Annotated in this window: 25 protein-coding genes; 10 read left to right on the top strand and 15 right to left on the bottom strand. The window is 70.3% G+C overall.

The genetic code is table 11. The features are described 5' to 3' along the window. Positions 1–17 precede the first annotated feature (17 nt). The 4 genes from ABGA98_RS39635 to ABGA98_RS39620 form a co-directional block, all read right to left on the bottom strand. On the bottom strand, positions 18–440 hold the full coding sequence (locus ABGA98_RS39635) for a hypothetical protein (RefSeq protein ID WP_347623609.1): 423 nt from the start codon (positions 438–440) through the stop codon (positions 18–20). Between the two features lie 124 nt (positions 441–564). Then, positions 565–1,998 carry an alanine/glycine:cation symporter family protein gene (locus ABGA98_RS39630; RefSeq protein WP_347623608.1) on the bottom strand — a complete coding sequence of 478 codons (1,434 nt, stop codon included), beginning with the start codon at positions 1,996–1,998 and terminating at the stop codon, positions 565–567. A gap of 221 nt (positions 1,999–2,219) precedes the next feature. Continuing rightward, complete coding sequence (locus ABGA98_RS39625) at positions 2,220–3,830, bottom strand: cellulase family glycosylhydrolase (RefSeq protein ID WP_347623607.1); 1,611 nt, start codon at positions 3,828–3,830, stop codon at positions 2,220–2,222. Between the two features lie 179 nt (positions 3,831–4,009). Further along, positions 4,010–4,657: a TetR family transcriptional regulator gene (locus ABGA98_RS39620; protein ID WP_347623606.1), complete on the bottom strand. Its 648-nt coding sequence runs from the start codon at positions 4,655–4,657 to the stop codon at positions 4,010–4,012. A gap of 117 nt (positions 4,658–4,774) precedes the next feature. On the opposite strand from ABGA98_RS39620, the gene ABGA98_RS39615 reads away from it, so the two are divergent. From ABGA98_RS39615 to ABGA98_RS39600, 4 genes are read left to right on the top strand one after another with little or no spacing between them, the layout of a single operon-like run. After that, the gene (locus tag ABGA98_RS39615; protein ID WP_347623658.1) at positions 4,775–5,263 is read left to right on the top strand and encodes a 2Fe-2S iron-sulfur cluster-binding protein; all 489 of its coding nucleotides are present in this window, start codon (positions 4,775–4,777) and stop codon (positions 5,261–5,263) included. Then, positions 5,260–6,267 carry a xanthine dehydrogenase family protein subunit M gene (locus ABGA98_RS39610; protein WP_347623605.1) on the top strand — a complete coding sequence of 336 codons (1,008 nt, stop codon included), beginning with the start codon at positions 5,260–5,262 and terminating at the stop codon, positions 6,265–6,267. The genes ABGA98_RS39615 and ABGA98_RS39610 overlap by 4 nt, the downstream gene beginning before the upstream one ends. Further along, positions 6,264–8,534 (top strand): xanthine dehydrogenase family protein molybdopterin-binding subunit, encoded by a 2,271-nt coding sequence (locus tag ABGA98_RS39605; RefSeq protein WP_347623604.1) that lies wholly within the window; start codon positions 6,264–6,266, stop codon positions 8,532–8,534. The genes ABGA98_RS39610 and ABGA98_RS39605 overlap by 4 nt, the downstream gene beginning before the upstream one ends. Before the next feature lie 37 nt (positions 8,535–8,571). Further along, a complete protein-coding gene (locus ABGA98_RS39600) occupies positions 8,572–9,030 on the top strand; it encodes a nuclear transport factor 2 family protein (protein WP_347623603.1) in 459 nt (152 codons plus the stop codon). Positions 9,031–9,110: 80 nt separating this feature from the next. Here the strand turns inward: ABGA98_RS39600 and ABGA98_RS39595 are convergent, their stop codons facing one another. From ABGA98_RS39595 to ABGA98_RS39585, 3 genes are all read right to left on the bottom strand, one after another. Next, complete coding sequence (locus ABGA98_RS39595; protein ID WP_347623602.1) at positions 9,111–10,274, bottom strand: AI-2E family transporter; 1,164 nt, start codon at positions 10,272–10,274, stop codon at positions 9,111–9,113. A 196-nt stretch (positions 10,275–10,470) separates the two neighbouring features. Further along, positions 10,471–10,956: a general stress protein gene (locus tag ABGA98_RS39590; RefSeq protein ID WP_347623601.1), complete on the bottom strand. Its 486-nt coding sequence runs from the start codon at positions 10,954–10,956 to the stop codon at positions 10,471–10,473. A gap of 51 nt (positions 10,957–11,007) precedes the next feature. Continuing rightward, positions 11,008–11,442 carry an Hsp20/alpha crystallin family protein gene (locus tag ABGA98_RS39585; protein ID WP_347623600.1) on the bottom strand — a complete coding sequence of 145 codons (435 nt, stop codon included), beginning with the start codon at positions 11,440–11,442 and terminating at the stop codon, positions 11,008–11,010. Between the two features lie 174 nt (positions 11,443–11,616). Here ABGA98_RS39585 and ABGA98_RS39580 point away from each other — a divergent pair, with 174 nt between their 5' ends. Together ABGA98_RS39580 and ABGA98_RS39575 are read left to right on the top strand one after the other, a co-directional pair. Beyond that, positions 11,617–13,506: an ABC transporter ATP-binding protein gene (locus ABGA98_RS39580; protein ID WP_347623599.1), complete on the top strand. Its 1,890-nt coding sequence runs from the start codon at positions 11,617–11,619 to the stop codon at positions 13,504–13,506. After that, positions 13,506–15,329 (top strand): ABC transporter ATP-binding protein, encoded by a 1,824-nt coding sequence (locus ABGA98_RS39575; protein WP_347623598.1) that lies wholly within the window; start codon positions 13,506–13,508, stop codon positions 15,327–15,329. Before ABGA98_RS39580 ends, ABGA98_RS39575 begins: the two co-directional genes overlap by 1 nt. A gap of 84 nt (positions 15,330–15,413) precedes the next feature. Here ABGA98_RS39575 and ABGA98_RS39570 read toward each other — a convergent pair whose 3' ends face one another. The 6 genes from ABGA98_RS39570 to ABGA98_RS39545 all read right to left on the bottom strand — a co-directional run bounded on the left by ABGA98_RS39570 (position 15,414) and on the right by ABGA98_RS39545 (position 20,521). Next, positions 15,414–16,637, bottom strand: coding sequence for a PP2C family protein-serine/threonine phosphatase (locus ABGA98_RS39570; RefSeq protein ID WP_347623597.1), 1,224 nt, complete (start codon positions 16,635–16,637; stop codon positions 15,414–15,416). Between the two features lie 141 nt (positions 16,638–16,778). After that, positions 16,779–16,985 (bottom strand): cold-shock protein, encoded by a 207-nt coding sequence (locus ABGA98_RS39565; protein ID WP_055509312.1) that lies wholly within the window; start codon positions 16,983–16,985, stop codon positions 16,779–16,781. A 195-nt stretch (positions 16,986–17,180) separates the two neighbouring features. Then, a complete protein-coding gene (locus ABGA98_RS39560; protein ID WP_347623596.1) occupies positions 17,181–17,570 on the bottom strand; it encodes a hypothetical protein in 390 nt (129 codons plus the stop codon). Between the two features lie 134 nt (positions 17,571–17,704). Continuing rightward, a complete protein-coding gene (locus tag ABGA98_RS39555; RefSeq protein WP_347623595.1) occupies positions 17,705–18,211 on the bottom strand; it encodes a hypothetical protein in 507 nt (168 codons plus the stop codon). A gap of 17 nt (positions 18,212–18,228) precedes the next feature. Then, positions 18,229–19,386, bottom strand: a complete 1,158-nt coding sequence (locus ABGA98_RS39550; RefSeq protein ID WP_347623657.1) for a DUF418 domain-containing protein — start codon at positions 19,384–19,386, stop codon at positions 18,229–18,231. 121 nt (positions 19,387–19,507) lie between these two features. Then, entirely contained in the window at positions 19,508–20,521 is a 1,014-nt protein-coding gene (locus ABGA98_RS39545) for a hypothetical protein (protein ID WP_347623594.1), read from the bottom strand. Between the two features lie 160 nt (positions 20,522–20,681). Between ABGA98_RS39545 and ABGA98_RS39540 the strand changes: the two genes are divergently transcribed. From ABGA98_RS39540 to ABGA98_RS39530, 3 genes are all read left to right on the top strand, one after another. Next, the gene (locus tag ABGA98_RS39540; RefSeq protein WP_347623593.1) at positions 20,682–21,335 is read left to right on the top strand and encodes a 4a-hydroxytetrahydrobiopterin dehydratase; all 654 of its coding nucleotides are present in this window, start codon (positions 20,682–20,684) and stop codon (positions 21,333–21,335) included. A gap of 48 nt (positions 21,336–21,383) precedes the next feature. Then, positions 21,384–21,815 (top strand): hypothetical protein, encoded by a 432-nt coding sequence (locus tag ABGA98_RS39535; protein ID WP_347623592.1) that lies wholly within the window; start codon positions 21,384–21,386, stop codon positions 21,813–21,815. 213 nt (positions 21,816–22,028) lie between these two features. Beyond that, complete coding sequence (locus ABGA98_RS39530) at positions 22,029–23,279, top strand: serine hydrolase domain-containing protein (RefSeq protein WP_347623656.1); 1,251 nt, start codon at positions 22,029–22,031, stop codon at positions 23,277–23,279. On the opposite strand, the gene ABGA98_RS39525 is transcribed toward ABGA98_RS39530, so the two are convergent. Next, the gene (locus tag ABGA98_RS39525; protein WP_347623591.1) at positions 23,260–24,411 is read right to left on the bottom strand and encodes a DUF418 domain-containing protein; all 1,152 of its coding nucleotides are present in this window, start codon (positions 24,409–24,411) and stop codon (positions 23,260–23,262) included. The two genes, ABGA98_RS39530 and ABGA98_RS39525, sit on opposite strands and share 20 nt — an antisense overlap. A 173-nt stretch (positions 24,412–24,584) precedes the next feature. Here ABGA98_RS39525 and ABGA98_RS39520 point away from each other — a divergent pair, with 173 nt between their 5' ends. Continuing rightward, positions 24,585–25,019, top strand: a complete 435-nt coding sequence (locus ABGA98_RS39520; RefSeq protein WP_347623590.1) for a CBS domain-containing protein — start codon at positions 24,585–24,587, stop codon at positions 25,017–25,019. 81 nt (positions 25,020–25,100) lie between these two features. On the opposite strand, the gene ABGA98_RS39515 is transcribed toward ABGA98_RS39520, so the two are convergent. Continuing rightward, positions 25,101–25,595: a DoxX family protein gene (locus ABGA98_RS39515; protein ID WP_347623589.1), complete on the bottom strand. Its 495-nt coding sequence runs from the start codon at positions 25,593–25,595 to the stop codon at positions 25,101–25,103. Between the last annotated feature and the right edge of the window lie 112 nt (positions 25,596–25,707).

The following is a 25,707-nucleotide window of genomic DNA, read 5'->3' as shown; positions in this document are numbered from 1 at the left end:
CGTCGTCTCCCTGTGGGTCAGTCGCGGCGAGCCATGGTGGTCGGCACGGCGATGGGGTTGTCTCTTGAGCTGAACTCGATGAGTTCCTGGACGGCTCCGACGTTGAGCATGTTAACCCAGTCCGCATCCTTGATATTGGTGCTCATTTGTACCACCATCACGGAAATCGCGGCGTAGGACTCCCGGATGGCCTCCACCGCGTCATCCAGGTCGCGATAAACCTCTTCGAAACCGAGATAGCCGTCCCTGCCCTTGCGGAAGGCGTCTGCGACTTCGTCTGTGGACGGGTTTCCAAAGTGCGCCTGGAGAGCATAAACCTCGTCCCTGTAGTGCGTTGTCACCCGGTCGAGATAGACGCCCGCCTGACAGATGTGACCGCTGTTTTCTTCGAGTAGCGAATGATTCGTTTCGAGGGCATGTGATGGATTTGGATCCGACAAGGTTTACTCCTCGACTGCCGCTTGAGCTACCGCTTCCCTGGCTCCATCCCCATACTGCGTGGATGCGGGAAAGGCCTTGCTGGCTATTCGGAGGGTCGCTCGGCCTTTCTCGCTGAGGTCGGGGTCAGTTCTTCACCGGCACGTCGGCGCTGTCCCAGACCTGCACGTTGCGCAGCTCGGGCATCCGGTCCTTGGTGAAGACCGGATCTTCCACGCCCGCCTTGCGCTGTGCCACATAGTCGGCCAGCAGCTTGAACGCGGTCTTGGAGAGAGGTGCCAGCGCGGCCAGGTTGATCAGCGCCAGCAGTGCCATCATCAGGTCGGCGACGGCCCACACCGTGGCGAAGGAGCCCACAGCGCCGACGAACACCGCGATGAGCACCAGCACGCGGAGCACCGGCAGGCCCTTGCGGCCGACCAGGAACTCCACGTTGGACTCGCCGTAGTAGTAGTTGCCCAGCACCGAGCTGAACGCCAGCATGAAGATCACCACGGCCAGGGCGACGCCCGCCCACGAGCCCAGGTTCGTCACCAGCGCGGACTGGGTGAGGTTGGCCCCTGTCTCGTCGTTGCCGGCCAGTGTGGGGTTGGCGAACAGGATGGTGAACGCGGTGATCGAGCAGACCAGGATGGTGTCGAAGAACACCCCGAGTGCCTGCACCAGCCCCTGGTTGACCGGGTGCCGCACGCTGGCCGCGGCGCCCGCGTTCGGTGCCGAGCCCAGCCCGGCCTCGTTGGAGAACAATCCCCGGCGCACGCCCTGCATGATGGCCGCGCCCAGACCGCCGGCCGCCATCTCCTCGAATCCGAAGGCGCTGCTCACGATCTGGCTGATCACCGTGGGGAGGTTGTGAATGTTGGTGATCACAACGACTGTGCCGAGCAGCAGGTACACGATGGCCATCACGGGGACCACCATGGTCGTCACCGACACCAGCCGGGTCACTCCACCGAAGACCACCAGCGCGGTGAGTGCGACCAGGGCGAGCCCGATGATGACGGACGGCGTGGCCGAGTCGGCGGGCATGCCGAACGCCGACACCATGGTGGCGGTGATCGTGTTGGCCTGCACCGAGTTGAAGGCCAGTGCGAAGGTCAGCGTGATGACCGCCGCGAAGATCATGCCCATCCACTTGGCGTTGAGGCCGAACTTCATGTAGTAAGCCGGACCGCCGCGGAAGGACTCCTTGTCGCGCACCTTGTACAGCTGCGCGAGGGTCGATTCAGCGAACGCCGACGCGGCGCCGATGACCGCCATCACCCACATCCAGAAGACCGCCCCCGGCCCGCCCAAGGTGATGGCGGTGGCCACTCCCGCCACATTGCCGGTGCCGACCCGGGCCGCCGCGGAGATGGTGAAGGCGCCGAAGGACGACACCGGTTTCCCGCCCTCCCGGTCCGGCGCCGACTTCCGCACCACCGCCCGAAACATCTCCGGGAACATGCGGAACTGCACACCCTTGGACTGGATGGTGAAGAAAAGTCCCAGGAGAACGACCACGGGAATGAGCAAATATGTCCACAAGCCGTCAGTGATATCGGCGAGCGCAGCATCCATGAAGATGTCTCTCGTGTGTGAGGGGTTGCCAGCAGCATTGAACTCGAAACCCGATTGAGGGGTGGATTCGGCATGCTAGCGACCGCCGATACAATAGTGATACATCGCGAAGTTTCAATTATTCTTGCATTGTTGAATGGCTCATCGATGGCCGTGTCCCCGCCGGGCGGAAAACGCGGCGGGGACACGGTCGGCGACGTGTAGAGGGGCGCGGTCGGCGGTCAGGAGGCGGTGCAGGTGTAGGAGCCCGCCGTGGCCGTGTCGCCGCCGGGGCGGCCGGCCTGGAAGCCGAAGCTGGTGGAGCCGCCGGCGGCCAGGCTGCCGTTGTAGCCGGCGTTCCGCGCCGTGACGGTCTGCCCGCTGACGCTCAGCGTGGCGTTCCACGAGCCGGTGACGGTGTGCCCGCCGGGCAGCGTGAAGGTGACGGTCCAACCGCTGATGGCGGAGGAGCCGCCGTTGGTGACGGCGACCTGCGTGACGTAGCCGCCGCCCCACTGGCTCTGCACCGTGCCGGTGGCCGTGCAGCCGCCGCCGGGGCCGCCGCCGGACGACGTGGTGAACGTGGTCGTGGGGGAGTTGCCGGACAGGTTGCCCGCGCCGTCGCGGGCGCGCACGTACACCTGGTATTCCGTCGCGGCGCTGAGCCCGGTCAGCGTGATCGAGTTGGTGGCGCTCCGGCCGAGCAGCGTGTCGGTGGCGCCCTGCTCGCGGTAGACGTCGTAGCCGGCCAGGCCGGAGCCGCCGGAGTCGGTGGCGGCCGTCCAGCGGAGGGTGGCGCCGCTCGCGGTCACGTTCGTGGCCGACGGGGTGCCGGGGGTGGTCGGCGCGGTGGTGTCGTCGCCGGTGCCGCCGCCGAAGAACGTCGCCTCGCGCGAGGTCTGCCCGATGCCGTCAGCGCCGTTGAAGATGCGCTCGCCCCAGGAGGTGAGGCTGGAGGCGTTGAAGTTGTTCACCATGTCGAGGTATTCGACGCCGCCGCCGTTGCCGCTCCACGACCAGCCGATGTAGCCGATGCCGCGCGACTGGGCCTCGGACATGATCGTGTCCTCGTCCGGGTTGCCGTCGGAGTGGTTGTGCCCGAACTCGCCGATCACCAGCGGCAGGCCGGCCGACTGGAAGGCGCCGAGGTAGGCGGTGATCTCGGCGGCGGTGTCGAAGACGCCGTACATGTGGATGGAGAAGACCGTGTTGTCCTGGGGGTCGGCGGCGGCCACGGCGGTGGCGTTGTCACGCATGGTGAACTGCCAGTCCTGGCCCCAGTTGGGCGCGTCCACCATGAGCAGGTGGTCGAAGCCGAGTCCGCGCATGCGGGAGATCGCGTCGGTGGTCGCGCTGGTCCAGGCGGAGACGTTGTTGTTGCCGTAGGGCTCGTTGCCGATGTTGATGATGATGAAGTCTTCGGTGCCGGTGAGCGCGCTCCTGACGCTGCTCCAGTAGTCGACGGCCTGGCTGAGCGTGTACGCGCCGCTCTGCTCGCCGTAGCCGGTCGTGTCGTGGTTTTCAAGCACGCATATTAACCGGTTCTGCCTGCAGAGGGAGACGACGTCGGCTACGTCGGCGGCGTCGTTGGGGGTCCATCTGCCGCCGCTCAGCACCACGCGGACCGTGTTGGCCCGCAGCGCCTTGATGCCGGCGAAGGAGCCGGTCTGGCTGGTGTACCAGGTGTGCGCGTGGCTGACGCCGCGCATGACGAACGGGTTCCCGTTGGCCTCCACGATCCTGGTGCCGCTGACCCGGAGCCCGGCCGCGGCGTGCGCGGGAGCGGGGGCGACGATCATCGAGACGAGGAGCGACAGGAACGCCGCGACCACGAGCCCGAGCCGGTTGGTCATGAGGGGTGCCTTTCCGCTGGGGTTAACCGGTTATGTAACCGGCATGGTCGGCGGATTCGGCCCGCGTGTACAGCGGCGGCCGGGAGGCGGCACGCAGTCCCGGCCGCGGGGGAAGGGCCCCTACATGGGAAGACGCCGCGCCCGGCCTGGCGCGCGCCGGCGGTCCTGAGCTGAAAGTTTCATCTGAGCGTGGGCAGCCCGGCGGCCAGCGCCATGAGGGCGCGGACGAGGCTGGGCCGCAGCTGGGGGCAGTGCGCGGCGAGCTCGGGATCCTGGGCGTAGAGCTCGGCCATCGTGGGGGGCGGGTTGGCGGCGGGATAGAGCATGCCGGCCAGCCCCGCGGCGGCGGAGACGAGCTCCGTGCCCTCGCGGTCCGTCAGCCCCGTGGCGCGGCCGACCTGCGCGCCCAGGCCGGCGGTCGTGCGCAGCGCCGTGACCTTGAACTCGCGGGCCGCGGCGACCGACACGTTGTGCTCCAGGCTGGTGCTCGCATTGCTGAGCAGGTCGCAGAAGAGCGGCTGATCGATGATCGTGTCGGCCAGCGCCGCCGCCACGTCGGCCGTGTCGCGGGCCGTGCGCAGCCGGTCGGTGACCGCGTCCGCCCACCGCTGCCACTCCTCGCAGGCGAGGACGAGGTAGATCTCCTCCCGGGTGCCGAAATAACGTACGACGTTGGACTTGGCCAGCCCGACCGCCTCCGCGACCGCCCCCAGGCTGACGTTGCGCACGCCGGACGCGGCGGCGAGCTCGCGCGCGGCGGCGAGGATCGCCTGGCGCCGCTGCTGCTTGTGCTCGGGCCGCCTGGCCCGCATGAAGGTCCGCGTCATCGTCGCCCAGCATACGCCTGATTAAAAGAACGCCGTTCTATTGTTAAGGAAACGTTGTTCTGTTAGCGTCGCCGGGACAACGGTTCCGACGGAAGGAAGCGCGTGACCGAGATACGGATGCGGGTGAACGGCGCCGCCGAGTCCCTCGACGTCGAGCCGTGGGTCAGCCTGCTCGACGCCCTGCGGGACCGGCTCGGCGTCACCGGCCCCAAGAAGGGCTGCGACCAGGGCGCCTGCGGCGCCTGCACGGTGCTCGCCGACGGCGTGCGCATCAACGCCTGCCTGGCCCTGGCCGTCCAGTACGACGGCAAGGAGATCACCACGATCGAGGGCCTGGCGACCGGCGGTGACCTGCACCCGATGCAGGCGGCGTTCATCCGGCACGACGGGCTCCAGTGCGGCTACTGCACACCCGGCCAGATCTGCTCGGCGGTCGCCATGCTGGCCGAGCACCGCGCGGGCATGCCCAGCGCCGTGACCGAGCGGCCGGGAGAGCTCAGCGAGGCCGAGATCAGGGAGCGCATGAGCGGCAACCTGTGCCGCTGCGGCGCCTACAACGGCATCGTCGACGCCATCAAGGACGTCGCGGGTCAGGAGGCACGGTGAAGCCGTTCGCGTACGTCAAGCCCGCCGACGTCACCGGCGCCGTCCGCGCGATCTCCGGCGAGCCCGGCGCGAAGTTCCTCGGCGGCGGCACCAACCTGGTCGACCTCATGCGCGAGGGCGTCGAGCAGCCGGACACCGTCGTCGACGTCACCGGCCTGCCCCTCGACACGGTCGGCGAGCTGCCCGGCGGCGGGCTGCGGATCGGCGCGCTGGTGCGCAACAGCACGCTCGCGGCCGACGAACGGGTGCGCGCCCGCTTCCCGGTGTTGTCGCAGGCGCTCCTCGCCGGGGCCTCGGCCCAGCTCCGCAACATGGCGACCGTCGGCGGCAACCTGCTCCAGCGCACCCGCTGCCCCTACTTCTACGACCACGCCGCCGCCTGCAACAAGCGCGAGCCGGGCGCCGGCTGCGACGCGCTCGGCGGGTTCAACCGGTCGCACGCCGTCCTCGGCGTCAGCGGCAGCTGCATCGCCGCGCACCCCTCCGACATGTGCGTGGCGCTGGCCGCGCTCGACGCCGTGATCGAGGTGGAGAGCGTACGCGGGACGCGGCGCATCCCCATGACGGACTTCCACCGGTTGCCCGGTGACACACCGGAGATCGAGACGGAGCTGGCCCCCGACGAGCTGGTCACGGCGGTGGAGCTGCCGCCCGCCCCGGTCGCGGCCCGCTCCCGTTACCGCAAGGTGCGCGACCGGGCGTCGTACGCGTTCGCGCTGGTCTCCGTGGCGGCGGCGCTGGAGGTGCGGGACGGCACGGTGACGTCGGCGCGGCTGGCGCTGGGCGGGCTCGCGGCCAAGCCGTGGCGGGCGCACGAGGCGGAGCGGATCCTGCTCGGCGGGCCGGCGAACGAGGAGTCCTTCACCCGCGCGGCCGAGGCGGAGCTCGCCGGGGCCGACGTCCGGCCGGGCAACGCGTTCAAGGTCCACCTCGCGCGCGCCACGATCGTGGCCACGCTGCGCGAGCTGAACACCGGAGAGGGCCCCGGAAAGGACAGGGCATGACCACCAAATTCGCCGAGACCGAGCAGCGGCAGGACACCGTCAAGCACGTCGGACGCCCGGTCGACCGGGTCGACGGCCGGGCCAAGACCACCGGCGAGGCCCGCTACGCGGCCGAGCACCGCTATCCGGGGATGGCCCATGCCGCGCTCGTCCACGCCACGATCGCCAGGGGCCGCATCGAGGCCGTCGACACCGAGGCCGCGCGGGCCGTGCCCGGCGTCATCGAGGTGCTCACCCACGAGAACGCCCCGCCCATGAAGCCGCCGCCGAAGACCAGCCTGATGAACCCCAGCTCGCTGACCTCCGGCACGTCGGTCGCCTACCTGGGCACGGACGAGGTGCACTGGAACGGCCAGCCGGTGGCGGTCGTGGTGGCCGAGACGCCCGAGACCGCCAGGCACGCGGCGTCCCTGGTGCGGGTGGCCTACCGCGAGCTGCCCGCCGTGGTGGACTTCGCGGCCGAGGAGCCGAACGCGCAGCCGCAGAAGGGCAACGTGCTCCAGCCGGCCGGCGGCGACAAGGGCGACGCGGTGGCCTCGCTCGCCGCCGCCCCGGTCTCGGTGGACCTGCGCTTCACCACGCCGCCGGAGCACCACAACGCGATGGAGCCGCACGCCACGATCGCCGTGTGGGACGGCGACCACCTGACCGTGCACGAGAGCACGCAGAACATCGCCTGGCTGCGCACCCACCTGGCGCAGAGATTCGGCATTCCCGAGCGGGCGATCAGGGTGCTTTCCCCCTACGTGGGCGGCGGGTTCGGCGGCAAGGGCTTCGTGTGGGCGGGCACGCTGCTCGCCGTGCTGGCCGCCCGCGCGACCGCCCGCCCCGTACGGCTGGCCCTCACCAGGGAGGGCGTCTACCGCACGGTGGGCGGCCGCACCCCCACCGTGCAGCGGGTCGCGCTGGGCGCCGACGCCGATGGTGACCTGACCGCGCTGATCCACACCAGCGTCGCCATGACCGGCCGGATCGGCGGCATGCCGGAAGGGGTGATCTCGTCCTCGCAGCACCTCTACGACGCCGCCACCATCCACCTGCGGCAGCACATCGTCCAGCTCGACCTGCTCGCCAACACGGCCATGCGCGCCCCCGGCGACTCCGTCGGCTCCTTCGCCCTGGAGTCGGCCATGGACGAGCTGGCCTGCGAGCTGGGCATCGACCCGATCGAGCTGCGCAGGCGCAACGAGCCCGCGCGCAACCCGATGGACGGCAAGCGGTTCACGCACCGGATGTTGCGCGAGGCGTACGAGCTGGGGGCGGAGCGGTTCGGGTGGCGCGAGCGCGATCCCCGGCCGGGCTCCATGCGGGACGGGCGCTGGCTGGTCGGCATGGGGGTCGCGACGGCGTACCACTCGTCGTTGACGATGCCGGCCAGCGTCACGGTGCGGCTCGCCGCGGACGGCACGGTCGTGGTGCGGTGCGCCCTCCAGGAGATCGGCGTCGGCGCGGCCACCGTGCAGGCCCAGATCGCCGCGGACGAGCTGGGCGTTCCGCTGGAGGCGGTACGCGTGGAGATCGGCGACTCCGAGCTGCCCCCAGGGCCGGGGGCGGGCGGGTCGGCGCAGACCGCCAGCGCCGCCGCCGGAGTGCTGGACGCCTGCCGCAAGCTCAAGGAGTCGGTGCTCGCCCTGGCGCGGCGGGCGCCCGACTCGCCGTTGCGCGGGCGCAGGCTGGCCGAGCTGGAGGCCCGCGACGGCGGTCTCCACCACGGCGGGCGCGGCGAGACGTACACGGCGATCCTGGCCCGCGCGGGGCGCGACCACCTGGAGGCGGGTGGGGGGACGGGCATGCTGAAGTTCCTGGCGAAGACCCTGAACGAGCGCAGGCGCTGGGTGAAGGGCGCGAGCGGCGCCCACTTCTGCGAGGTGCGCGTCGACCGGGACACCGGAGAGGTACGCGTGTCGCGCTGGCTGGGAGTGTTCGACGTCGGCCGGGTGATCAACGCGAAGACGGCGGCGGCGCAGCTGCGCGGCGGCATCGTGATGGGCATCGGCATGGCGCTGTCGGAGGCGACCCAGGTCGACCCGCGCACCGGCCGCATCATGAACCCGAGCCTGTCGGAGTACCTCGTGCCCGTGCACGCCGACATCCCCCGCGTCGACGTGCAGTGGCTGGACGTGCCCGACCCGACGACGCCCCTGGGGCTGCTCGGGATCGGGGAGGTGGGCATCACCGGGGTCGCCGCCGCGGTCGCGAACGCCGTCAGGCACGCCACCGGCAGGCGGGTCGTCGACCTGCCCATCACCCTCGACAAGCTGCTGTAGGCCGCTCCGTTAGGCTGCCGTGGGAAAGGAGGCGCCCATGTCCCGCCCACCCGTCCCGCCGTTCACCGAGGAGAGCGCCCGCCTCAAGGTGCAGGCCGCCGAGGACGCCTGGAACACCCGCGACCCCGAGAAGGTCGCGGGTGCCTACACCGAGGACTCGGTGTGGCGCAACCGCGACGAGTTCGTGACCGGCCGCGACCAGATCATCGAGTTCCTGCGCCGCAAGTGGGCGAGGGAGCTCGACTACGCCCTGCGCAAGGAGTTGTGGGCGGTGCTGGGCGACCGCATCGCGGTGCGCTTCCAGTACGAGTCGCGCGACGCCTCCGGGCAGTGGTGGCGCAGCTACGGCAACGAGCAGTGGGAGTTCGACGCGTCGGGCCTGATGCGGCGCAGGGAGGCGAGCATCAACGACGTGCGCATCACGGAGGCCGAGCGGCGCATCTTCGGCCCGCGCGGCGAGGCCGAGCGCGGCGTGGACGTCCTGCCGCTCCAGTGAGGCCGCGCCTGAGCGGGCGAGGGCCCGCTCAGGCGAGGTGACGCAGCCACAGGTAGGGCGTCGGCGATCACTTCGTCACCCTAAACCCGGTCGGCGGGCGGTACGCCGTCTCCCGGCACAGCCGGCCTGAGATGCGACGGCTCCTTCCCCTCTGGTTTGGGAGGCGGCGGCTCGGGCGGCGGGTCACGGAAGAGCTCGGGTATCGACCGGTAGAGGATCGCGGCGATCGGCACGGCGACGACCGCACCCGCGATGCCCGCCAGGATGCCGCCGACGGCCAGCACGATGATGATGGCCAGCGGGTGGAAGCGCAGCACCCTGCCGACGATCAGCGGCTGCAGCACGTGGTTCTCGAGCTGCTGCTCCACCACCAGGATGCCGACGAAGATCAGTGCGTAGACGGGGCCCCGGGCGCCGAGCGTGACCAGCGTCGCGACCGCCCCGGCGAAGAAGATGCCGACGATGGGGACGAAGCTCGCCAGGAAGATCAGCAGGGCGAGCGCCGGCCAGAGCGGGACCTGCATGACCGCCAGCACGATGCCGATGACGATGCCGTGCACCGCCGCCACGGCCACCGTGCCGTGCACGTAATGCGAGAGCGTGGCCCAGGCCGTCCGCCCCGCCCTGTCGACCCGCGGCGCCGCCGTACCGAACCCCTTGAGGAACCAGGCCCAGATCCGGTCGCCGTCCTTCAGCAGGAAGAACGTCACGAACAGCAGCAGCACGATGGAGGCCAGCACCTCCAGCACCACCATGGTGCCCTGGAGCACCGTGGTGGTGATCTGCTGCTGCTGCGCCCTGATCAGGGCCGCGACGTCCTCGACCCACTGGCTGAGCTGGTTGGGCTCCAGGCGCAGCGGGCCGCTGTAGAGCCAGCCCTCCACGGTCTTCGCCGTCTCCTGGACCTGCCTGACCAGGCCGGGGAACTCCTCGTTGCCGCGTACGCCGATGATCCAGCCCGTTCCTGCCAGCACCGCGAGCGCCACGAGCATCGTCACCCACGTGGCGTAGATCGGCCGCATGCCCGCCTCGCCCAGGCGCTTGGTCAGCGGGAAGAGCAGCGCGGTGAGCAGCAGGGCCACCGCCACGGGCAGCGCGATGAGGCGCATCGCCGCCACCACGCCGATCAGGTAGTTGGCCACCACGCCGATGAGGATCAGGCACGCGCTCCACGCGGCCATCCTGGCCAGCAGCGGCGGCACCAGCCCCCACAGGGGCTCCCGACCGGGCTTGAGGTTCTTCACACCATCATCTCTGCCCCGAATGGGCGGGACTCCACGGCGAACGGTGATCTGAACCGGGCGGTCAGCAGCCCTCGCGGGTCGGCGTGACGTCGCGCCGGACGTCGGCTGGCCGGACGTCGAGGGCACGACCTGCGCGACCTTCAAGCACAACCTGTGTTGATATGTGCTCAAAACTCACTGTCTGCCGAGATTCCGGCTACGTGCGCCAGTTGTGTTTGATCAGCAGGTTGCGGGCGTCGTCGGCGACCGCCGCATCGGCCACGACGTCGTAGCGGTCGGCGATGACGGCCTGCTGGGAGACGAACCCGGGGCCCTTGCTGACCAGGTAGGAGACCAGTCCGAAGACGCCGCCGAAGAGCGCGCCGTACGCGATGCCGCCGAGCACGAGCGCCCCCGTCGAGCCCGCCGAGTTGGTGAAGAGGGGCATGAGCAGGCCGATCATCAGGCCGAACCAGAGGCCGGTGGCAGCGCCCGCGGCCGCGGCGCGTCCGGCGGTGGCGCGGCCCATGACGGTTTCGACCAGGCGTAGATCGTGGCCGACGATCGCGGATCGTTCCACGGGGAAGCCGTTCGCGGCCAGGAAGCCGACGGCCTTCTTGGCCTGCTCGGCGGTGGTGTAGGTGCCGATCACCGGGCGGTCTTCCGCTGCCGGCAGGATGACCGTCGGTGCCGTCTTGAACATCGTGGTCCCCTTCCTTCGTGATGGGCGTGGCGAGGCCGCCACGCCCATGGGTCACTTCGAGAGCGCCCTGGCGGCGTCGCCTGTGGCGATCTCGACCTTGCGCGGCTGGGCCGTCTCCAGCACCGGCACGCGCACGGTGAGCACCCCGTCGTCGTAGGCGGCCTGGACGCCGTCGGCGTCGAGGTGTTCGGGCAGGTAGACCTGCCGGGTGAAGGTGCCGGTCGAACGCTCGTGGACGAACAGGCCCTGGTCCTCGGTGTAGGTCTCCTCGCGTCGTGCGCTCACCGACAGGACGCCGCGGTCGACCGTGACCTCGATCGAGTCGGGGTCGACGCCGGGAAGGTCGAAGCGGAGCAGCATCTCGTCCTGGCGGCGGACGGCGTCCATCGGCATCGACGCCAACGCGCCACCGAACGCGGGCTGCGTCAGCCGGTCCAGCTGCCGCTCCAGCTCGCGGAAGGCCGAGTCGATCGACGTGAGTCGCATCGTCTGCCACCTCCGTACGTGTGGCTCGATTCTTCTATGTGTGGCTTCATAAAACATATAACTACAGTTGCAGGTTTATGTCAAGCGGCACGAAAAGCGATGGGATTCTGTCAGCCCCGGATGGTAGGAACAGTGCGGCGCCGCCACCGCGGCCCAAGGGGGAAGGACCTGCAGGTGACCACCAACAGCTCGGAGTTCTCCGTCTCCGGTCCGCGCTACGACCGGCGCGGTCCCGTGCGCTGGCTCTGGTCCCATCTGCGCCGGCATCCACAACACCTGGCCGGGTTCCTCGGAGGCTCGCTCGTCATGGTGGTGCTCAACGCCGCCGTGCCCCAGTTCACGGGCGACGCCTTCGACGCCGTCCTGGGCGAGCGGGGCGAGCCGGCCTCCGCCCTGTGGTCGATCACGCTGGCGATGCTGGCGCTGGTGACGGCCCGCGGCCTGTCCGACCTGGTCGCCAGGATGGGGAGCGAGGTGCTGGCCAAACGGCTGGAACGCGACGCCCGCGACGAGCTCTACGTCGCCCTGCTCGGCAAGAGCCAGACCTTCCACAACCGGCAGCGGGTCGGCGACCTCATGGCCAGGGCGGCCAACGACATCCGGCAGTTGTCCATCATGATCAGTCCCGGCGTCGATCTGATCGTCGACTCCTGGCTGACCGGCCTCGTGCCGTTCTTCTTCATCGCCACCATCGACCCCCGGTTGCTGCTCGTGCCGGGCGTCTACGCGGGCGTCTTCGTGTTCGCGCTCCGCCACTACATGCGCAGGCTCAACCCGGTGTCGACCCGCATGCGCGACCAGTTCGGCGAGCTCAACGCCGGGCTCAACCAGGCCGTGCGCGGCATCGAGGTGATCAAGGTGACCGCGCAGGAGGGCCAGGAGCGGGGGCGCTTCCGCGCCAACGCGCGCCTCTACCGCGACTCCTTCGTACGCAACGGCCTCGTCCAGGCACGCTACCTGCCCACCCTTCTCTACGCCTTCGCCGTGGCCGGCGCCCTGTGGCACGGCCTCCAGCTCCAGGGCGCGGGGGCGATCACGGTCGGCGACCTCGTGGCCTACATGGGCCTGGTCGTCATGCTGGGCTTCCCGACGCAGATCTCGATCTTCACCTTCTCGCTGGTGCAGATCGGCATCGCCTCCTCCCGCCGGATCCTGAGCATCATCAGCGCCGAGGCCGAGCTGGAGCAGCGGGCCGACGGCCGCGCCGCGCCCATCGCGGGAGAAATCGTCTTCGAGGACGTCACGTTCGGCTACGACGAGGGCGACCCGGTGCTGCGCGGCGTGACGTTCAGCGTGCGGCCCGGCGAGACGGTGGCGATCGTCGGCGAGACCGGATCGGGCAAGAGCACGCTCACCAAGCTCGTGCCACGCATCTACGACGTCACCTCGGGCCGCATCCTGGTCGACGGCGTCGACATCCGCGACTGGGACCTCGACTCGCTGCGCTCCCAGATCTCCACCATCGAGCAGGACATCGTGCTCTTCTCCCGCTCCGTGGCCGAGAACATCGCCTTCAGCCTGGGCCAGCGGGCCGACCGCGAGGCCGTGGTGCGGGCGGCGGAAGACGCCCAGGCCGCCGAGTTCATCGCCGAGCTCGACGACGGCTACGACACCGTCATCGGCGAGCGCGGCGTCACGCTGTCCGGCGGCCAGCGCCAGCGCCTGGCCATCGCGCGGGCCCTGCTGACCGACCCGGCGATCCTCGTGCTCGACGACTCGACGAGCGCCATCGACTCCGCCACGGAAGACAAGATCCAGCAGGCGATCGGCCGCGTCCTCGACGGGCGCACGACGCTGCTGATCACCCACCGGCTCTCCCAGATCCGCTGGGCCGACAAGGTCCTGCTGCTCAGGCGGGGCGAGCTGGTCGACTGCGGCACCCACGACGAGCTCATCCGGCGCAGCCGCCTCTACCGCCGGATCTTCGCCCACTACGACGAGGTCGACGTGGCCCCGCAGGGCGACACACCGGAAGGGGCAGGAGACCCGGCGACCGGGCCGGACGGCCTGGATCCCGCGCCTGACGCCCCGGTCCTGGAGAGCGAGCAGGGGAGGGCCCGCTGATGGGCTTCATCATGGACGGCCTCGACGCCGAAGACTACGACCGCACCTACAACGACCGCGACCTGCTCCGCCGGATCCTGTCCTACTTCAGGCCCAGGATGGGCGCGATGTTCGTGGTGGCCGCGATGATCGTGCTGGGCTCGGTCAGCCAGGCGGCCATCCCGCTGCTGGCCAGCCTGGCCGTCGACGCGCTCGCCGACGGCACGATCGCCGAGGTGGGCTGGCAGCTGGTCGCCGGCACCCTGCTGGCCGGGGTGCTCGGGTGGGGGTTCAACTTCGTCCGGCAGTGGCAGAGCGCGCGGGTCACCGGCGACGTCGTCCTGCGGCTGCGCGAAGACGCGTTCGACGCCGTGCTGGAGCGCGACCTGTCGTTCTACGACGAGACGCCGTCCGGCCGGATCGTCAGCCGGGTGACGTCCGACACCGACGACTTCGCCACGGTCTCCACCCTGACGATGGACCTGATCAGCCAGGTGCTGATGGTCGGCTTCGTGACGGTCCTGCTGTTCCTGCGCAGCGTCGAGCTCGCCCTGCTGACGATGCTGGTCGTGCCGATCGTGGTGGGCCTCGCGCTGGTCTTCCGCCGCCTCGCGCGGGCCAGCACGCGTCACGCGCAACGCTCGCTGAGCCGGGTCAACGCCAACCTGCAGGAGACCATGGGCGGCATCGCGGTGGCGAAGAACTTCCGCCAGGAGCAGCAGGTCTACGACGAGTTCCGGCCCATCAACCGGCAGAGCTACCGCGTGACGCTGCGGCAGGGGTTCGTCTTCTCCGCCATCTTCCCCGTGCTCTTCCTGGTGGCCGGGCTCGCCACGGTCGTCCTCGTCCAGCTGGGCGGCACGGCGGTGCTCGGCGGCGGCCTGAGCGCCGGCGACTGGTATCTCTTCCTGCAGGGGGTCGCGCTCTTCTGGTTCCCGCTGACGTCCATCGCCGCGTTCTGGTCCCAGTTCCAGCAGGGGCTGTCCGCGTCCGAGCGGGTCTTCGCCCTGATCGACGCCGAGCCGAGAGTGGTGCAGACCGGCGCGCAGGATCCCGGCAGGATCGCCGGCCGCATCGAGTTCCGCGACCTCACGTTCGGCTACGACCCCGGCAACCCCGTGCTCCGCGACTTCAACCTGCTCATCGAGGCGGGCGAGACCGTCGCGCTGGTCGGTCACACCGGCGCGGGCAAGTCGACGCTGAGCAAGCTGATCACCCGCTTCTACGAGTTCCAGGAGGGCAGCCTGCTGATCGACGGCCACGACATCCGCGGCCTCGACCTGCCCGCCTACCGCCGGCAGATCGGCGCGGTCCCGCAGGCGCCGTTCCTGTTCAGCGGCACGGTAGCCGACAACATCCGCTATCCGCGGCCGGAGGCGAGCGATGCCGACGTGCTCGCGGCCGCGGCGGCGGTCGGCGGCGGCGACTGGGTCGACGCGCTCCCGCACGGCCTGCAGACCGACGTGGGCGAGCACGGCCGCGCCCTGTCCATGGGCCAGCGCCAGCTCGTCGCGCTGGCTCGCCTGCTCATCCAGGATCCCGCGATCGTGGTGCTCGACGAGGCCACGGCCAGCGTCGACCCGATGACCGAGGCCCAGATCCAGGAGGGCCTCGACGTCGTGCTGGCCGGCCGCACCTCGATCGTCATCGCCCACCGGCTCTCCACGATCGAACACGTCGACCGCATCATCGTGCTCGACCACGGCCAGATCGTCGAGGAGGGCGACCACTCCACGCTGCTGGCCCGCGGCGGCCGCTACTGCCAGGTCTACAACACCTACTTCCGCCACCAGTCGCCCAACTACCGAGCCGGCTCCGGCTTCGTCCCCGTCGGCTCACCGTGACCGTCCGTCCGGTGCCGCCCAACTCCGGACGGCGCCGCACCGGTCGGCCGCAAGGGCCGGAGGGCGTCCGGGGTGGTGCGGGTTTCAGAGCACGAGCCGCTCCGGGGTCCGGCTCTGCCACTCCACCACGAGTACGGTGGCGTCGTCCTGGAGCCTGCCGCGCTGGTGCTTCAGGATGGCCTGGATCAGCCGCCGCAACGTCTCGGGAACGGCCAGCCCGTCGGCCTCGTGGCGGATGAGGAAGTCGATGAACCGCTCCAGCCCGAACAACTCCCGGTCCGGGCTCTGCGCCTCGAGGACTCCGTCGGTGTAGAAGACCAGACGATCGCCGGGCTCCAGCTGATAGTCGAGCAGCCCGGTGCGCGGGTCCAGCCGGAAGCCCATCGGCGGGTCGGGTTCGGCGGCCAGCGTGGCCACCCACCGGCCGCCGCGGAGCACCAGTGGCGGGTGGTGGCCCCGGTTCACCCAGCTCAGCTCGCCGGTGCGCAGGTCGAGGTCGGCCAGGATCCCGGTGGCGAACCGCCCGGTGAACTGCTCCGCGATCGCCTCGTCGATCACCTCGCCGGCGGTGGCGAGGTCGGCCCCCTGGATCCGGGCGTTACGGCAGGCCCCCATGGCGATGGTGGCGGTCAGTCCGGCCGAGGTGTCGTGGCCCATGGCGTCGAAGATCGACACGTGCAGGATGTCGCCGTCGATGGCGTAGTCGTAGGCGTCGCCGCCCACCTCGTACGCCGGCTCCAGCGCGGCGCTGACCGCCACGCGCTCGTTGGCGAAGGTGCCCGGTGGCAGCAGGTTGAACAGCACCTCGGCAGACAGCGTCATCGGCTGGACGCGGACCAGCCGCGCGAAGGAGTCGCTGTGGGTGCGCTTGGTCGCCAGGATCAGCGAGAGGAGCGAGGCCAGGCGGATGACCCGCTGCTCGGCGAGCTCTCCGCAGTCGGGCAGGGTCGCCTGGAGCACGCCGAGGCGCTCGGTGCCGTTGAGTATCGGCACCCACACCCGCGGTTTCTCCTCGGGCTCGGGCGTGGTGTCCGGCCCTCGCCGGCTGCGTACGATCTCCACGTTCCGGAAGGCCCGTCCGGCGAGCGTGGTGTCGATCAGGACCGGGTCGAGCACTTCGCCGTTGTCGCCGCTCTGGCCTGGCAGGGGCACGAGACGCTGCTGCTGCAGATCGGTCACGTAGATCAGGGTCTGGGTGAGTCCGGCCTGTCGCGCATGCTCGGCCACCACACGGGGGACCTGCTCCAGCGCGATGAGGTGGGCCGCCTCCAGCAGACCACCCAGCATCAGCTCGCCGTCACTTCGCATGCGCAGGACTCTCCTCGCGACCCTCCTGTTACGTCTGCGTCTTACCCAGGGTTGCTCACCTCATGGGTGGTTTCTCCCAGAACGGAGCCGGGGCCCGCACCAGTCTGGTGCGGGCCCCGGCTCGGCGAGCTGGATGCCGTGTCAGGCGGGAACGATGTTCTCCGCCTGCGGGCCCTTCTGGCCCTGGACGACGTCGAAGGCCACCTTCTGGCCCTCGGTCAGCTCACGGTAGCCACCGTTGGAGACGATGTTGGAATAGTGGGCGAAGACGTCGGCGCCGCCGCCGTCCTGCGCGATGAAGCCGAAGCCCTTTTCGGAGTTGAACCACTTCACGGTTCCGGTCGCCATGTCTATCTCCTTTAGATAGGAGGCGGAGACGAGATCCGCACTTTACGGACCCCGCGTCGCTGGAATGAGCCCATCCGGAGATGACCGGAAACAAAAAACGCACCTGAAGATCAAGATCGCCAGGTGCGCACAAGTCTTATGGGTAACACATCTGCAACTGTTCCCACGCTATCACACATCGCCTGCCCATGTGCGTCATGAGTGCACGGCACGGATCTCCGTCACGACGAACTCGTCCACGATGTGCTGGTTCTGCACCAGGAACCCGACCACGCCCGCCACCGCCTCCGCGCCCAGCGCCGCTCTGGCCTGCCCGCTCAGCAGGTAGACCAGCGGCGTCGACGGCTGGTCGATCGCGAACTGGCGGTCATGGCGGTGCACGTCGTGCAGCGCCCTGATCGGGATGGGCCGCACCGAGGTGAACCACACCGCGACATCCCACAGCGGCAGCGCCGGGTCGGCCTCGCCCGCGGCGTGGTAGCAGGGGACGCAGCCGTTCCCGGCATGTTGCCCGTGCGGGCACGTCCACCGGGCGATGTCGGCCAGGCTCTGGTCGTGACCGCTCAGGATCGCCGCCTCGGTCACCCGGCGACGCGGGGATCGTTCGTCATGCGGGCGGGAGTGGTCGCTGCTGATGATCGGTTCCCTCCGCTCCCAGGTTGGCTTTCGAGCCTATCCGCAGGCGACGGTACCGCGCCGCGTCGGCGTCGGCCGGGAGGTCAGCTGCTCCACACCTCGGCGTCGGCCAGGAAGGCGGTCGCGGAGTCGGCCGCCACCGCCGCGCCGCCGATCGTCATGCTGCCGGTGTCGCACGGCATGAAGACGTTCGTGAGCAGGTGCGGCACGCCCCCCAGGTCGAACGCCGGCACGCGGACGGCCCGCCGCTCGCGCGGCGGGCCGGGGATCTCGACCGTCACGTCGTCCGCCGTGGCCCGGAGCCCCTTGTCCAGGTCGAGGTCGAGGTGGACGGGCGCCCGCGTGAACGCGGGCTCGGGCCACGGCAGGCCGCGCACCTCGGGGAAATGCCGGGTGAAGCCGGCGGCGAGCCACTCACCCAGCTCCCGGTCCTCCGCGACGACCCTGGTCGTGCCGCCGTGCCACATCACGAGGGCGTTGCCTGCGCCGCGTTCGGACCAGTCGACCCGCCACAGGGAGGCGAAGGCGACCCGCTCGCCGGCGACGAACAGGGTGAGACCGGGATTGGCGCCAATCAGTCGGACAGGCACCCGGTCACCCTAACCCGTCACCGGTAGGCCAGGCGGCGCAGCAGGATCTCCGCCGGGCCGCGGTGCCCGGCCCGGCGCATGAGGTCGGCGATGAGGATCGACAGCAGCCAGGTCGCCGTGGCCACTCCCGTGGCGCCGGCGAGGCCGAGGTCGTCCTGCAGGCCGAGCCCGTACGGGAAGAAGAGCGCGACGAACACGACGGACTGGAAGAGGTACAGGCTCATGGAGCGCTGACCGAGCGCCTGGAGGGCGGTGGCCAGGGCGTTCGGCCGCCTGATGACCGGGATCGCGGCCAGCCCCATGATCGCGGCCAGGCCGATGCCGCCGAAATAGCCGCTGAGCGGCTGGATGAGCGACGCGACCAGCGTCGTCGTGCCCGACGGCTCGGCCCACCAGCCGGCCTGCATGAGCCCCACGGGAACGGAGCCGAGCAGCGACACCGCCGTGGTGACCACCGAGACGCGGATCAGCAGCGAACGGTGCCGGACGGGCTCCTCCAGCAGTCGCCGCCGCGCGGCCCAGATCCCGACGAGCACCCCGGGGATCACCATGATGACGCCGATGACCAAGCCGAACGGCCAGGCCACGAACCGGCCCGCCAGCATCTCGACCGGGCCGAGCGCTCCGGGGGCGATGCTGCCGGCCTCGTACGTCGAGATTCCCTCCGACAGCGGATACCACATGGCGAGCCCGACCATCGCCGCCGACGGCACCAGGACGATGCCCGACACCCACAGGAGCGTCGCGTCCCTGGCCCGCAGCAGGCCGACGCAGAGCAGGGCGGCGATGCCGTACGGAGCGAGGATGTCGAGCGGGACGAGCACCAGGACGTGCACGAACCCGATCGCGAACAACCACCAGCCCCGGCGGCGCAGCAGCTTGCGCACGCTCACCCAGTCGTTGCCGCGCTCCAGCTGCCGGTTCAGCAACTGGACCAGCGAGTAGCCGAACAGGAACGCGAACATCGGCCGCGCGTGGTTGTTGATCAGTAACTGGTGCAGGAAGGCGAGGACGTCGTTGAGCAGCGACGGGCCGCGGTCGACGGTCTGCACGTAGAGCGGCGCGTGCGCGTACGCGATGGCCAGCAACATGATGCCGCGGGCGAGGTCCGGGGCGGGCGCCCGCGCGGCAGGGGCGACCGGCCCCTTCGGTGAGGTCGAGGACTGGAGTGACATGTTCACGGCTGGAACCCCCTTGGATACTGGCTTCGACGCTAATGAGCCAGGTCGGGGGCCGGAATGAGGGTGAGGGCACGGCCGGGGTGTACTTAGGTGCACTGTTCGGCCCGGCGGCGGGTCAGGACCCGCTGATGCCGAGGCTGATGAACCATTCCACGGGCACGCGCACCAGGCCGGGCGACCGTGGCACGACGGCGAGGTAGATCCCGGCCGTCCTGTGGCCGGCCTTGCGGGCGTAGTCGCGGCCGTGGCTCAGCGCGGCGGGCACGCGGTCGGTGAACCGCATCGTGGCGGTGGTGCCGGGGCGGGCGGCCATGGTGTCCTGCTGCTCGATGCCGTACCAGACGAGTGCGCCGCCGTTGGCGGTCCTGAGCGCGTAGACCTCGGGGGCCGGCTTGGAGCGGACCGTCATGGTCCACTCGTTGCCCAGTGCCCTGCGCTCGTCGAGCCTGGCGTCGGCGTTCTGCCGGGAGAGGGAGTTCGCGGTGAAGAGGCGCCGGGCGGGGCGGTCCTGGCCGAACGTGGACTGCAGGCGGGCGTGGGCCCGGGCGATCTCGCGAGGCGAGGCGATGAGGCCGTCGCCGTCGTCCGGTGCGACCGCGGTGGCCAGGCCGTTGTCGTCGCGGGCGACGGCGGGAGGCCGGGACTTGGCCGAGGTGATGGACATGAGGGTCATGCGCCAGCCGTCCTGCGTCTTCCTGAAGACCGCCTGCGACCAGGCGGTGCCGCCCTTGCGGCGGAACTCGGCCATGAACCACGGCGCGCCCGCGACCTTCCCCGGGATGGCGAAGCGCGGTTTGACGATGGCCGGCCTCGGTGCGGTCACGCTCTCGCCGATCATCTTGCGCGCCCGGCTCTGGGCCTTGCTCATGGTCGCGGCGAGCCCGGTCTCGGCCGCCGTCCAGTCCGTGCCGCCCTGCCGTTCGGCCTCAGCCTCCGCGAGGTCCCACTGGTCGAGGACGGTTCTGGCCTCCGCCACGGACACGACGCCGCGCGGCTGCTGCGGCTCCTGTGAGCGCGCCGCCGAGGTCGGGCGGCCGAACGAGGAGGCGGCCTGCCCGGCGGGGGCGGTGCAGGCGGTGGCGGGCAGGGCGAGCACGAGGAGCACGAGGGGCAACGAGCGGATGGTCATGCTGGTCTCCGGAAGGTCGGGTGCCCCGGAGTACGGGATCGCCGCCCGCGCGGATCGATGCCATAACGAACGGGTTGCCCACGCGAGGCCGCGCCGCCGAGGGCGGGTCCCGAGGCGTGCCGGTCTTCCTCATCCGCGGGCGGTACGCCAGCATTGACCCATGACCAAGCTCACTGGACAGCAGATCGCCGGCGAGGCGCTGGACGGGTGGGTTCTCCTGCTCGGCGGCCTGCACACCCGCATCAGGACGGGGAACTTCGCGACCGGGCTCTCCGTCGTCGACGCCATCGGCGCGGCGGCCGAGGAGATGGACCACCATCCCGATCTCGACCTGCGCTACACCCACGTCGACGTCCGGCTCACCAGCCATGACGAGCGAGGGGTCACCGAGCGCGACGTCCGGCTGGCTCGTACGATCTCCCGGATCGCCGCCGACACCGGCGTGGAGCTGGAGAGCGGGAGCGTCTCCCGTATGGAGCTCGCCCTCGACACCCCGTCCCACAAGGAGGTCCTGCCGTTCTGGGCCGCCGTGCTGGCCATGAAGGACCAGGCGGAGGCCGGGGTCGACGACGAGGTGCGCGACCCGTACGACGCGCTGCCCCCGGTCTGGTTCCAGAAGTCCGGCAGGGAGGAGCCCCGCCAGCGCTGGCACCTCGACGTGTGGGTGGATCCCGAGCAGGTGCAGCCGCGCATCGACGCCGCGCTCGCCGCCGGCGGCACGCTCGTGGACGACGAGGGGGCGCCGAGCTTCTGGGTGCTGGCCGACCCCGAGGGCAACAGGGTCTGCCTGTGCACCTGGCAGGAGCGCGGCTGACCGCGTTCCGCCGGATAGGGGAGAGGGCCGTGGGGTAGCAGTGACCTCATGACAGAACGTGTGCCCGACCCCGCCCACCGCCGCCCGGCTGGCCTGGACGATGTCACCGTCGAGGCGCTGGGCGGCTTCAGCGAGGCCCTGGAGATGATCCACCGGGCCAGAGGTCATCTGTACGCGATGCACCAGCTCACCGGCAGCGCCGACTTCGCGCTGGACCGGGTGGTGGAGCAGCTGCGCCAGGGCGGGCACGACGCGTGGGCCGGCCGGATCGAGCGCGAGCTGATCGGCCGTAACGTCCTCGACGGCCGGTGGACGTTCCAGCTCGTCGAGGAGTACGACGACGGCTACTACCGCGAGTTCCAGGACCTCGAACGGGAGATCCGCGAGGACCTGGCCGGGGGCCGCCGCCACCTGTACGAGGCGGAGCTGAAGCAGCGCCGCCGCACCCCTGGCCGGCCGGGCCACGAAACGGCGCCCTGATCCTCCGAGCGAGCCACCCCCGGTTGTCCACTCCAGCGTGATGATCCCGGCCGGTCCTCCGCCGTAGCGTCCTTGGCGTGGCCGCGGCGTGGGGCCGCGAGGCGCGCGGATGGCCCACCGCCGCGGCCATCTGCACCCCCGCCCCTGACACCTGGCTCTGTGGTAGTAAAGAGGCCTATTGCGAGGAATGTGACAGCAGGGGGACATGTGACCATGCTCAGCCGGCGGCGGCTCCTCCAGGCGGGCGCGGGTGCCGTGCCGGCGATCGCACTCGGGGCGGCTCCCGCGGGGGCCGAGTCGGCCGAGCCGCCGACCACCGGGGTCGTGCCGGCGTCGATGGCCGGGTTCGACAAGGCGCTGAAGGCGTACATCAAGGAGCGGGACATCTCCTGTGCGCAGCTCGCGGTCGCCAGGAAGGGCAAGATCCTGCTCGCCCGCGGTTACGGCTCCTACACCAGGCCGGACGGCTCGACGGCGAAGGTGCAGCCGACGTCCCTCTTCCGGATCGCGAGCCTCAGCAAGAGCCTGACCGCGGCCGCGATCGTCCGGCTGGCGCAGGACGGCAAGCTGAGCCTGGGCGACAAGGTCGCCGACCTGCTGGACCTGCCGACCGAGGCCGACCCCCGGCTGGCGAAGGTCACCCTCTGGCGGCTGCTCCAGCACACCGGCGGCTGGGACAGGGGCGTGACGACCGACCCGCTGTGGAACGACACCACGATCGCGGCGTCGCTGGACGTGCCGCTGCCGATCGACCACGCCGACATCACGAAGTACACCACCGCGAAGAAGCTCGACTTCGCCCCCGGCTCGAAGTACGCCTACAGCAACTACGGCTACATGCTGGCCGGCCGGGTCATCGCGCGGGTCTCGGGCCTGCCCTACGAGACGTACGTGCGGCAGAAGCTGCTCGCCCCCGTCGAGATCGAGCGGATGCGGCTCGGCCGCAGCCTCCGCTCCGAGGCGTTCTCCACAGAGGTGCCGTACGAGTCGAAGTACACCAGGAAGAGCGTCGTGGACCCGTCGGGCAAGACCGTGCCCTACCCCTACGGCGGTTTCAGCATGCCCAACCAGGACGCCAACGGCGGCTGGCTGGCCTCGGCCGTCGACCTGGTCAAGTGGGGTTTCGTCTTCGACGGCGCGGGGCCCGTGCTCAACTCGAAGTCGATCTCGCGCGTCTTCGCCAGGCCCGAGCTGGGCGAGAACCCGGGCGGCGACTGGTACGGCCTCGGCTGGCGCGTGCGCGAGAACAACGCCGGAGGGCTGAACACCTGGCACAACGGCAGCATGCCCGGCACGTTCAGCTTCTTCGCGCGCGTGCAGCACGGCGTCAGCTACTGCGCGATCTTCAACCGCAGGGAGGAGGAGGGCAGCCCGGACTTCGACGGGATCGACCCCATCCTCGGCAAGGCGATCGGCACCGTGAAGACCTGGCCCACCACGGATCTCACCCCGAAGTACTTCTGACGCGGCTCGGGCTGTCCGCGGGCTGCCCGGCATTCCTGAACGGCGCCTGGTACGCCCACTGCCAGGCCGTTTCGAGCGGCCCGCGCCGGAACCGGCGCAACCACAATGAGGACAGCACCATGATGAGCAGGCAGATCGCCGCCCACGCGACCGGCACCCACCAGGGCCGGTACGCGTCGAGCCGACTCGCCAGCCCGAGGCCCCAGCCGTAGCAGAGCACGCAGGCCAGCAGGTTCTGGAACACGTAGCCGGACAGCGCCGTCCGCCCGACGTTCGTGAGCCCTCGCCGTACCACGCCTGGGGCGCCGCGCAGGCCGAGCACGATGGTGGTGATCAGTCCGAGCAGGCCGAGCGAGACCAGGGGCGCCAGCAGGTAGCGGTCGGCCACGAACCAGGCGGGGCCGGCGAAGGAGGTGGCCAGGTTCAGCGGCACGCCCGCGCCGAGCCCGACCACGATCAGCCTCCTGCGCAGCCGGGCGCCGCGTTCCTCGAACAGCCCGGCACGGAGGAGGCGGGCGCCGAGGAGGAAGAGGACGACGCCCATGGGCACGATGAAGATCAGCTCGATGCGGAAGATCGCGGCGTACTGCAGGCGTGTGCCGACCTGGTCGAGCCAGCTTCCCTCGGTGTAGAGGGGGCTCGTGCCGCCGCCCGTGGCCGGGGCCTGCAGGGCTACCGTGGCCAGGACGGCCAGGGCGGCGTGCAGCGTCCCCATGCCGATCATCCAGCCGGTGATCGCGCGTTCGCTCCTGCCCACCAGGTACGCGACGATCACGGCGGTGACGGCGTAGCCCATCAGCACGTCGAACTCGAAGATCAGGATGTAGTGCAGGGTGCCCTCGGCCAGCAGGAGCGCCGAGCGCCACAGATACCGCCCCGGCCAGGCCAGGCCCTTGCGCACGGCGCTGCGGTACTGCAGTTCGAGGCCGATGCCGAAGAGCAGGGTCAGCAGCCCGAGGAACTTGCCGTTGGACAGGAAGCGCACGAAGGTCTCCACCGCGCTGCCGCCGCCGCTCAGCTGCAGCATGTCCAGGGGGCCGCCCGGAGCGGTGAAGATCCAGATGTTGGTGCCGAGCGTGCCCATGATCGCCACACCGCGCAGCACGTCCAGTGCGTCTATGCGTCCTTTCACACCTTCCAGCCTGCTGCCGCCACAGCCCGCCGCCATCGTCCCGCCTGACGAGAAGGGCCGTACATCGATGGATGTACGGCGTTACGTCTTCGGTCGGTGGCTCGCGGGCTGAGCCGCCGTCTGATGGGTAGGGGGCGCGTGATGTTCCGTCAATCCTGCTGAAGGAGGCGACAATGGACACATCAGGGGTCGCGAAGACGGTCCAGGACGTGATGCATCAGGGAGCGGAGTGCGTCGGCGAGCACGACAGCCTGCGCACCGCCGCGCGCATGATGCGCGACCTGTCGGTCGGGGCGCTGCCGATCTGCGGTGACGACGACCGGCTCAAGGGGATCATCACCGACCGCGACATCGTGGTCAAATGCTGCGCCGAGGGCAAGGACCTCGACTCCACCATGGCGGGCGAGCTGGCCCAGGGCCTGGTGTGGGTGGAGGCCGACCACAGCGTCGAGGAGGCGTTGCAGAAGATGGAGCAGCATCAGATCAAGCGGCTGCCCGTCATCCGCGATCGCCGGATCATCGGCATGATCACCGAGGCTGACCTGGCCAAGGAGCTGCCCGACAGCAAGCTGGCCGAGTTCGTGCACCGCATCTACGCGCCTTCCTGACCGGGAAGCACGATCGGGCACGGTGAAGCCCCGCGGAGCGTCCTGCTCCACGGGGCTTCGCCGTCGGGCCGGAAGTCCGGGTCAGGCGGCCAGCTTGACGTCCGAAGCCGTCCGCTCGCGGGCCGGGACGAGCCGCGCGCCCAGCGCCCTGGCCGCGATCACCATGGCGGCGGTGACCAGCACGATGTCCTTCAGGATGTACTGGGCCTCCAGGGTGGGCGGGCCACCGGGGAACATGTCGGTGAAGAACAGCACCAGCGGCGACATGAACCCCACCAGCGCCCCGGCCATCACGAGCAGACCGGCCTTCAGGAACCTCCCGGTGATCAGGGTCAGCCCGATGAAGCACTCGGTGGCGGCGACGACGGCGAGCGCGACGCCGCCCGACACCACGCCGAACGTCAGCTGTTCCAGCGTGCCCACCGCGAGCTCTTCCGCGGGGCTGACGCCCGGGAAGAACTTCAGGAACCCGAACCCCAGGAAGACCAGGCCGACGCTGATCCGCAGGGCGTCGATGCTGTGGCGGGCGAGCCACTCGGTCGTCGTGGCGAGCATCTTCGTGTATGTGGCGCTCATCTGCTTGCTTCTCTCTTCCGTCGTCTCCTGCTGACACGACCAAGCGTCGCCGGATCCGCCGTCCGAGGAATCCGCCGGCGAGCGGCGACCTGGCTACGCCGTCCCGCGTACG

The sequence above is a fragment of the Nonomuraea sp. B1E8 genome, assembly GCF_039871515.1.
Taxonomy (GTDB): Bacteria; Actinomycetota; Actinomycetes; order Streptosporangiales; family Streptosporangiaceae; genus Nonomuraea.
Note: the sequence above shows the minus strand (reverse complement) of the source record. Positions and strands in the feature narration are given on the sequence as shown.

Bases quoted from the DNA above. Each gene is read 5' to 3' on its own strand.
- ABGA98_RS39630 (WP_347623608.1), bottom strand. From the start codon at position 1,998: ATGGATGCTGCGCTCGCCGATATCACTGACGGCTTGTGGACATATTTG.
- ABGA98_RS39625 (WP_347623607.1), bottom strand. From the start codon at position 3,830: ATGACCAACCGGCTCGGGCTCGTGGTCGCGGCGTTCCTGTCGCTCCTC.
- ABGA98_RS39620 (WP_347623606.1), bottom strand. From the start codon at position 4,657: ATGACGCGGACCTTCATGCGGGCCAGGCGGCCCGAGCACAAGCAGCAG.
- ABGA98_RS39615 (WP_347623658.1), top strand. From the start codon at position 4,775: ATGCGGGTGAACGGCGCCGCCGAGTCCCTCGACGTCGAGCCGTGGGTC.
- ABGA98_RS39605 (WP_347623604.1), top strand. From the start codon at position 6,264: ATGACCACCAAATTCGCCGAGACCGAGCAGCGGCAGGACACCGTCAAG.
- ABGA98_RS39600 (WP_347623603.1), top strand. From the start codon at position 8,572: ATGTCCCGCCCACCCGTCCCGCCGTTCACCGAGGAGAGCGCCCGCCTC.
- ABGA98_RS39590 (WP_347623601.1), bottom strand. From the start codon at position 10,956: ATGTTCAAGACGGCACCGACGGTCATCCTGCCGGCAGCGGAAGACCGC.
- ABGA98_RS39585 (WP_347623600.1), bottom strand. From the start codon at position 11,442: ATGCGACTCACGTCGATCGACTCGGCCTTCCGCGAGCTGGAGCGGCAG.
- ABGA98_RS39575 (WP_347623598.1), top strand. From the start codon at position 13,506: ATGGGCTTCATCATGGACGGCCTCGACGCCGAAGACTACGACCGCACC.
- ABGA98_RS39570 (WP_347623597.1), bottom strand. From the start codon at position 16,637: ATGCGAAGTGACGGCGAGCTGATGCTGGGTGGTCTGCTGGAGGCGGCC.
- ABGA98_RS39565 (WP_055509312.1), bottom strand. From the start codon at position 16,985: ATGGCGACCGGAACCGTGAAGTGGTTCAACTCCGAAAAGGGCTTCGGC.
- ABGA98_RS39550 (WP_347623657.1), bottom strand. From the start codon at position 19,386: ATGTCACTCCAGTCCTCGACCTCACCGAAGGGGCCGGTCGCCCCTGCC.
- ABGA98_RS39545 (WP_347623594.1), bottom strand. From the start codon at position 20,521: ATGACCATCCGCTCGTTGCCCCTCGTGCTCCTCGTGCTCGCCCTGCCC.
- ABGA98_RS39540 (WP_347623593.1), top strand. From the start codon at position 20,682: ATGACCAAGCTCACTGGACAGCAGATCGCCGGCGAGGCGCTGGACGGG.
- ABGA98_RS39535 (WP_347623592.1), top strand. From the start codon at position 21,384: ATGACAGAACGTGTGCCCGACCCCGCCCACCGCCGCCCGGCTGGCCTG.
- ABGA98_RS39530 (WP_347623656.1), top strand. From the start codon at position 22,029: ATGCTCAGCCGGCGGCGGCTCCTCCAGGCGGGCGCGGGTGCCGTGCCG.
- ABGA98_RS39520 (WP_347623590.1), top strand. From the start codon at position 24,585: ATGGACACATCAGGGGTCGCGAAGACGGTCCAGGACGTGATGCATCAG.
- ABGA98_RS39515 (WP_347623589.1), bottom strand. From the start codon at position 25,595: ATGAGCGCCACATACACGAAGATGCTCGCCACGACGACCGAGTGGCTC.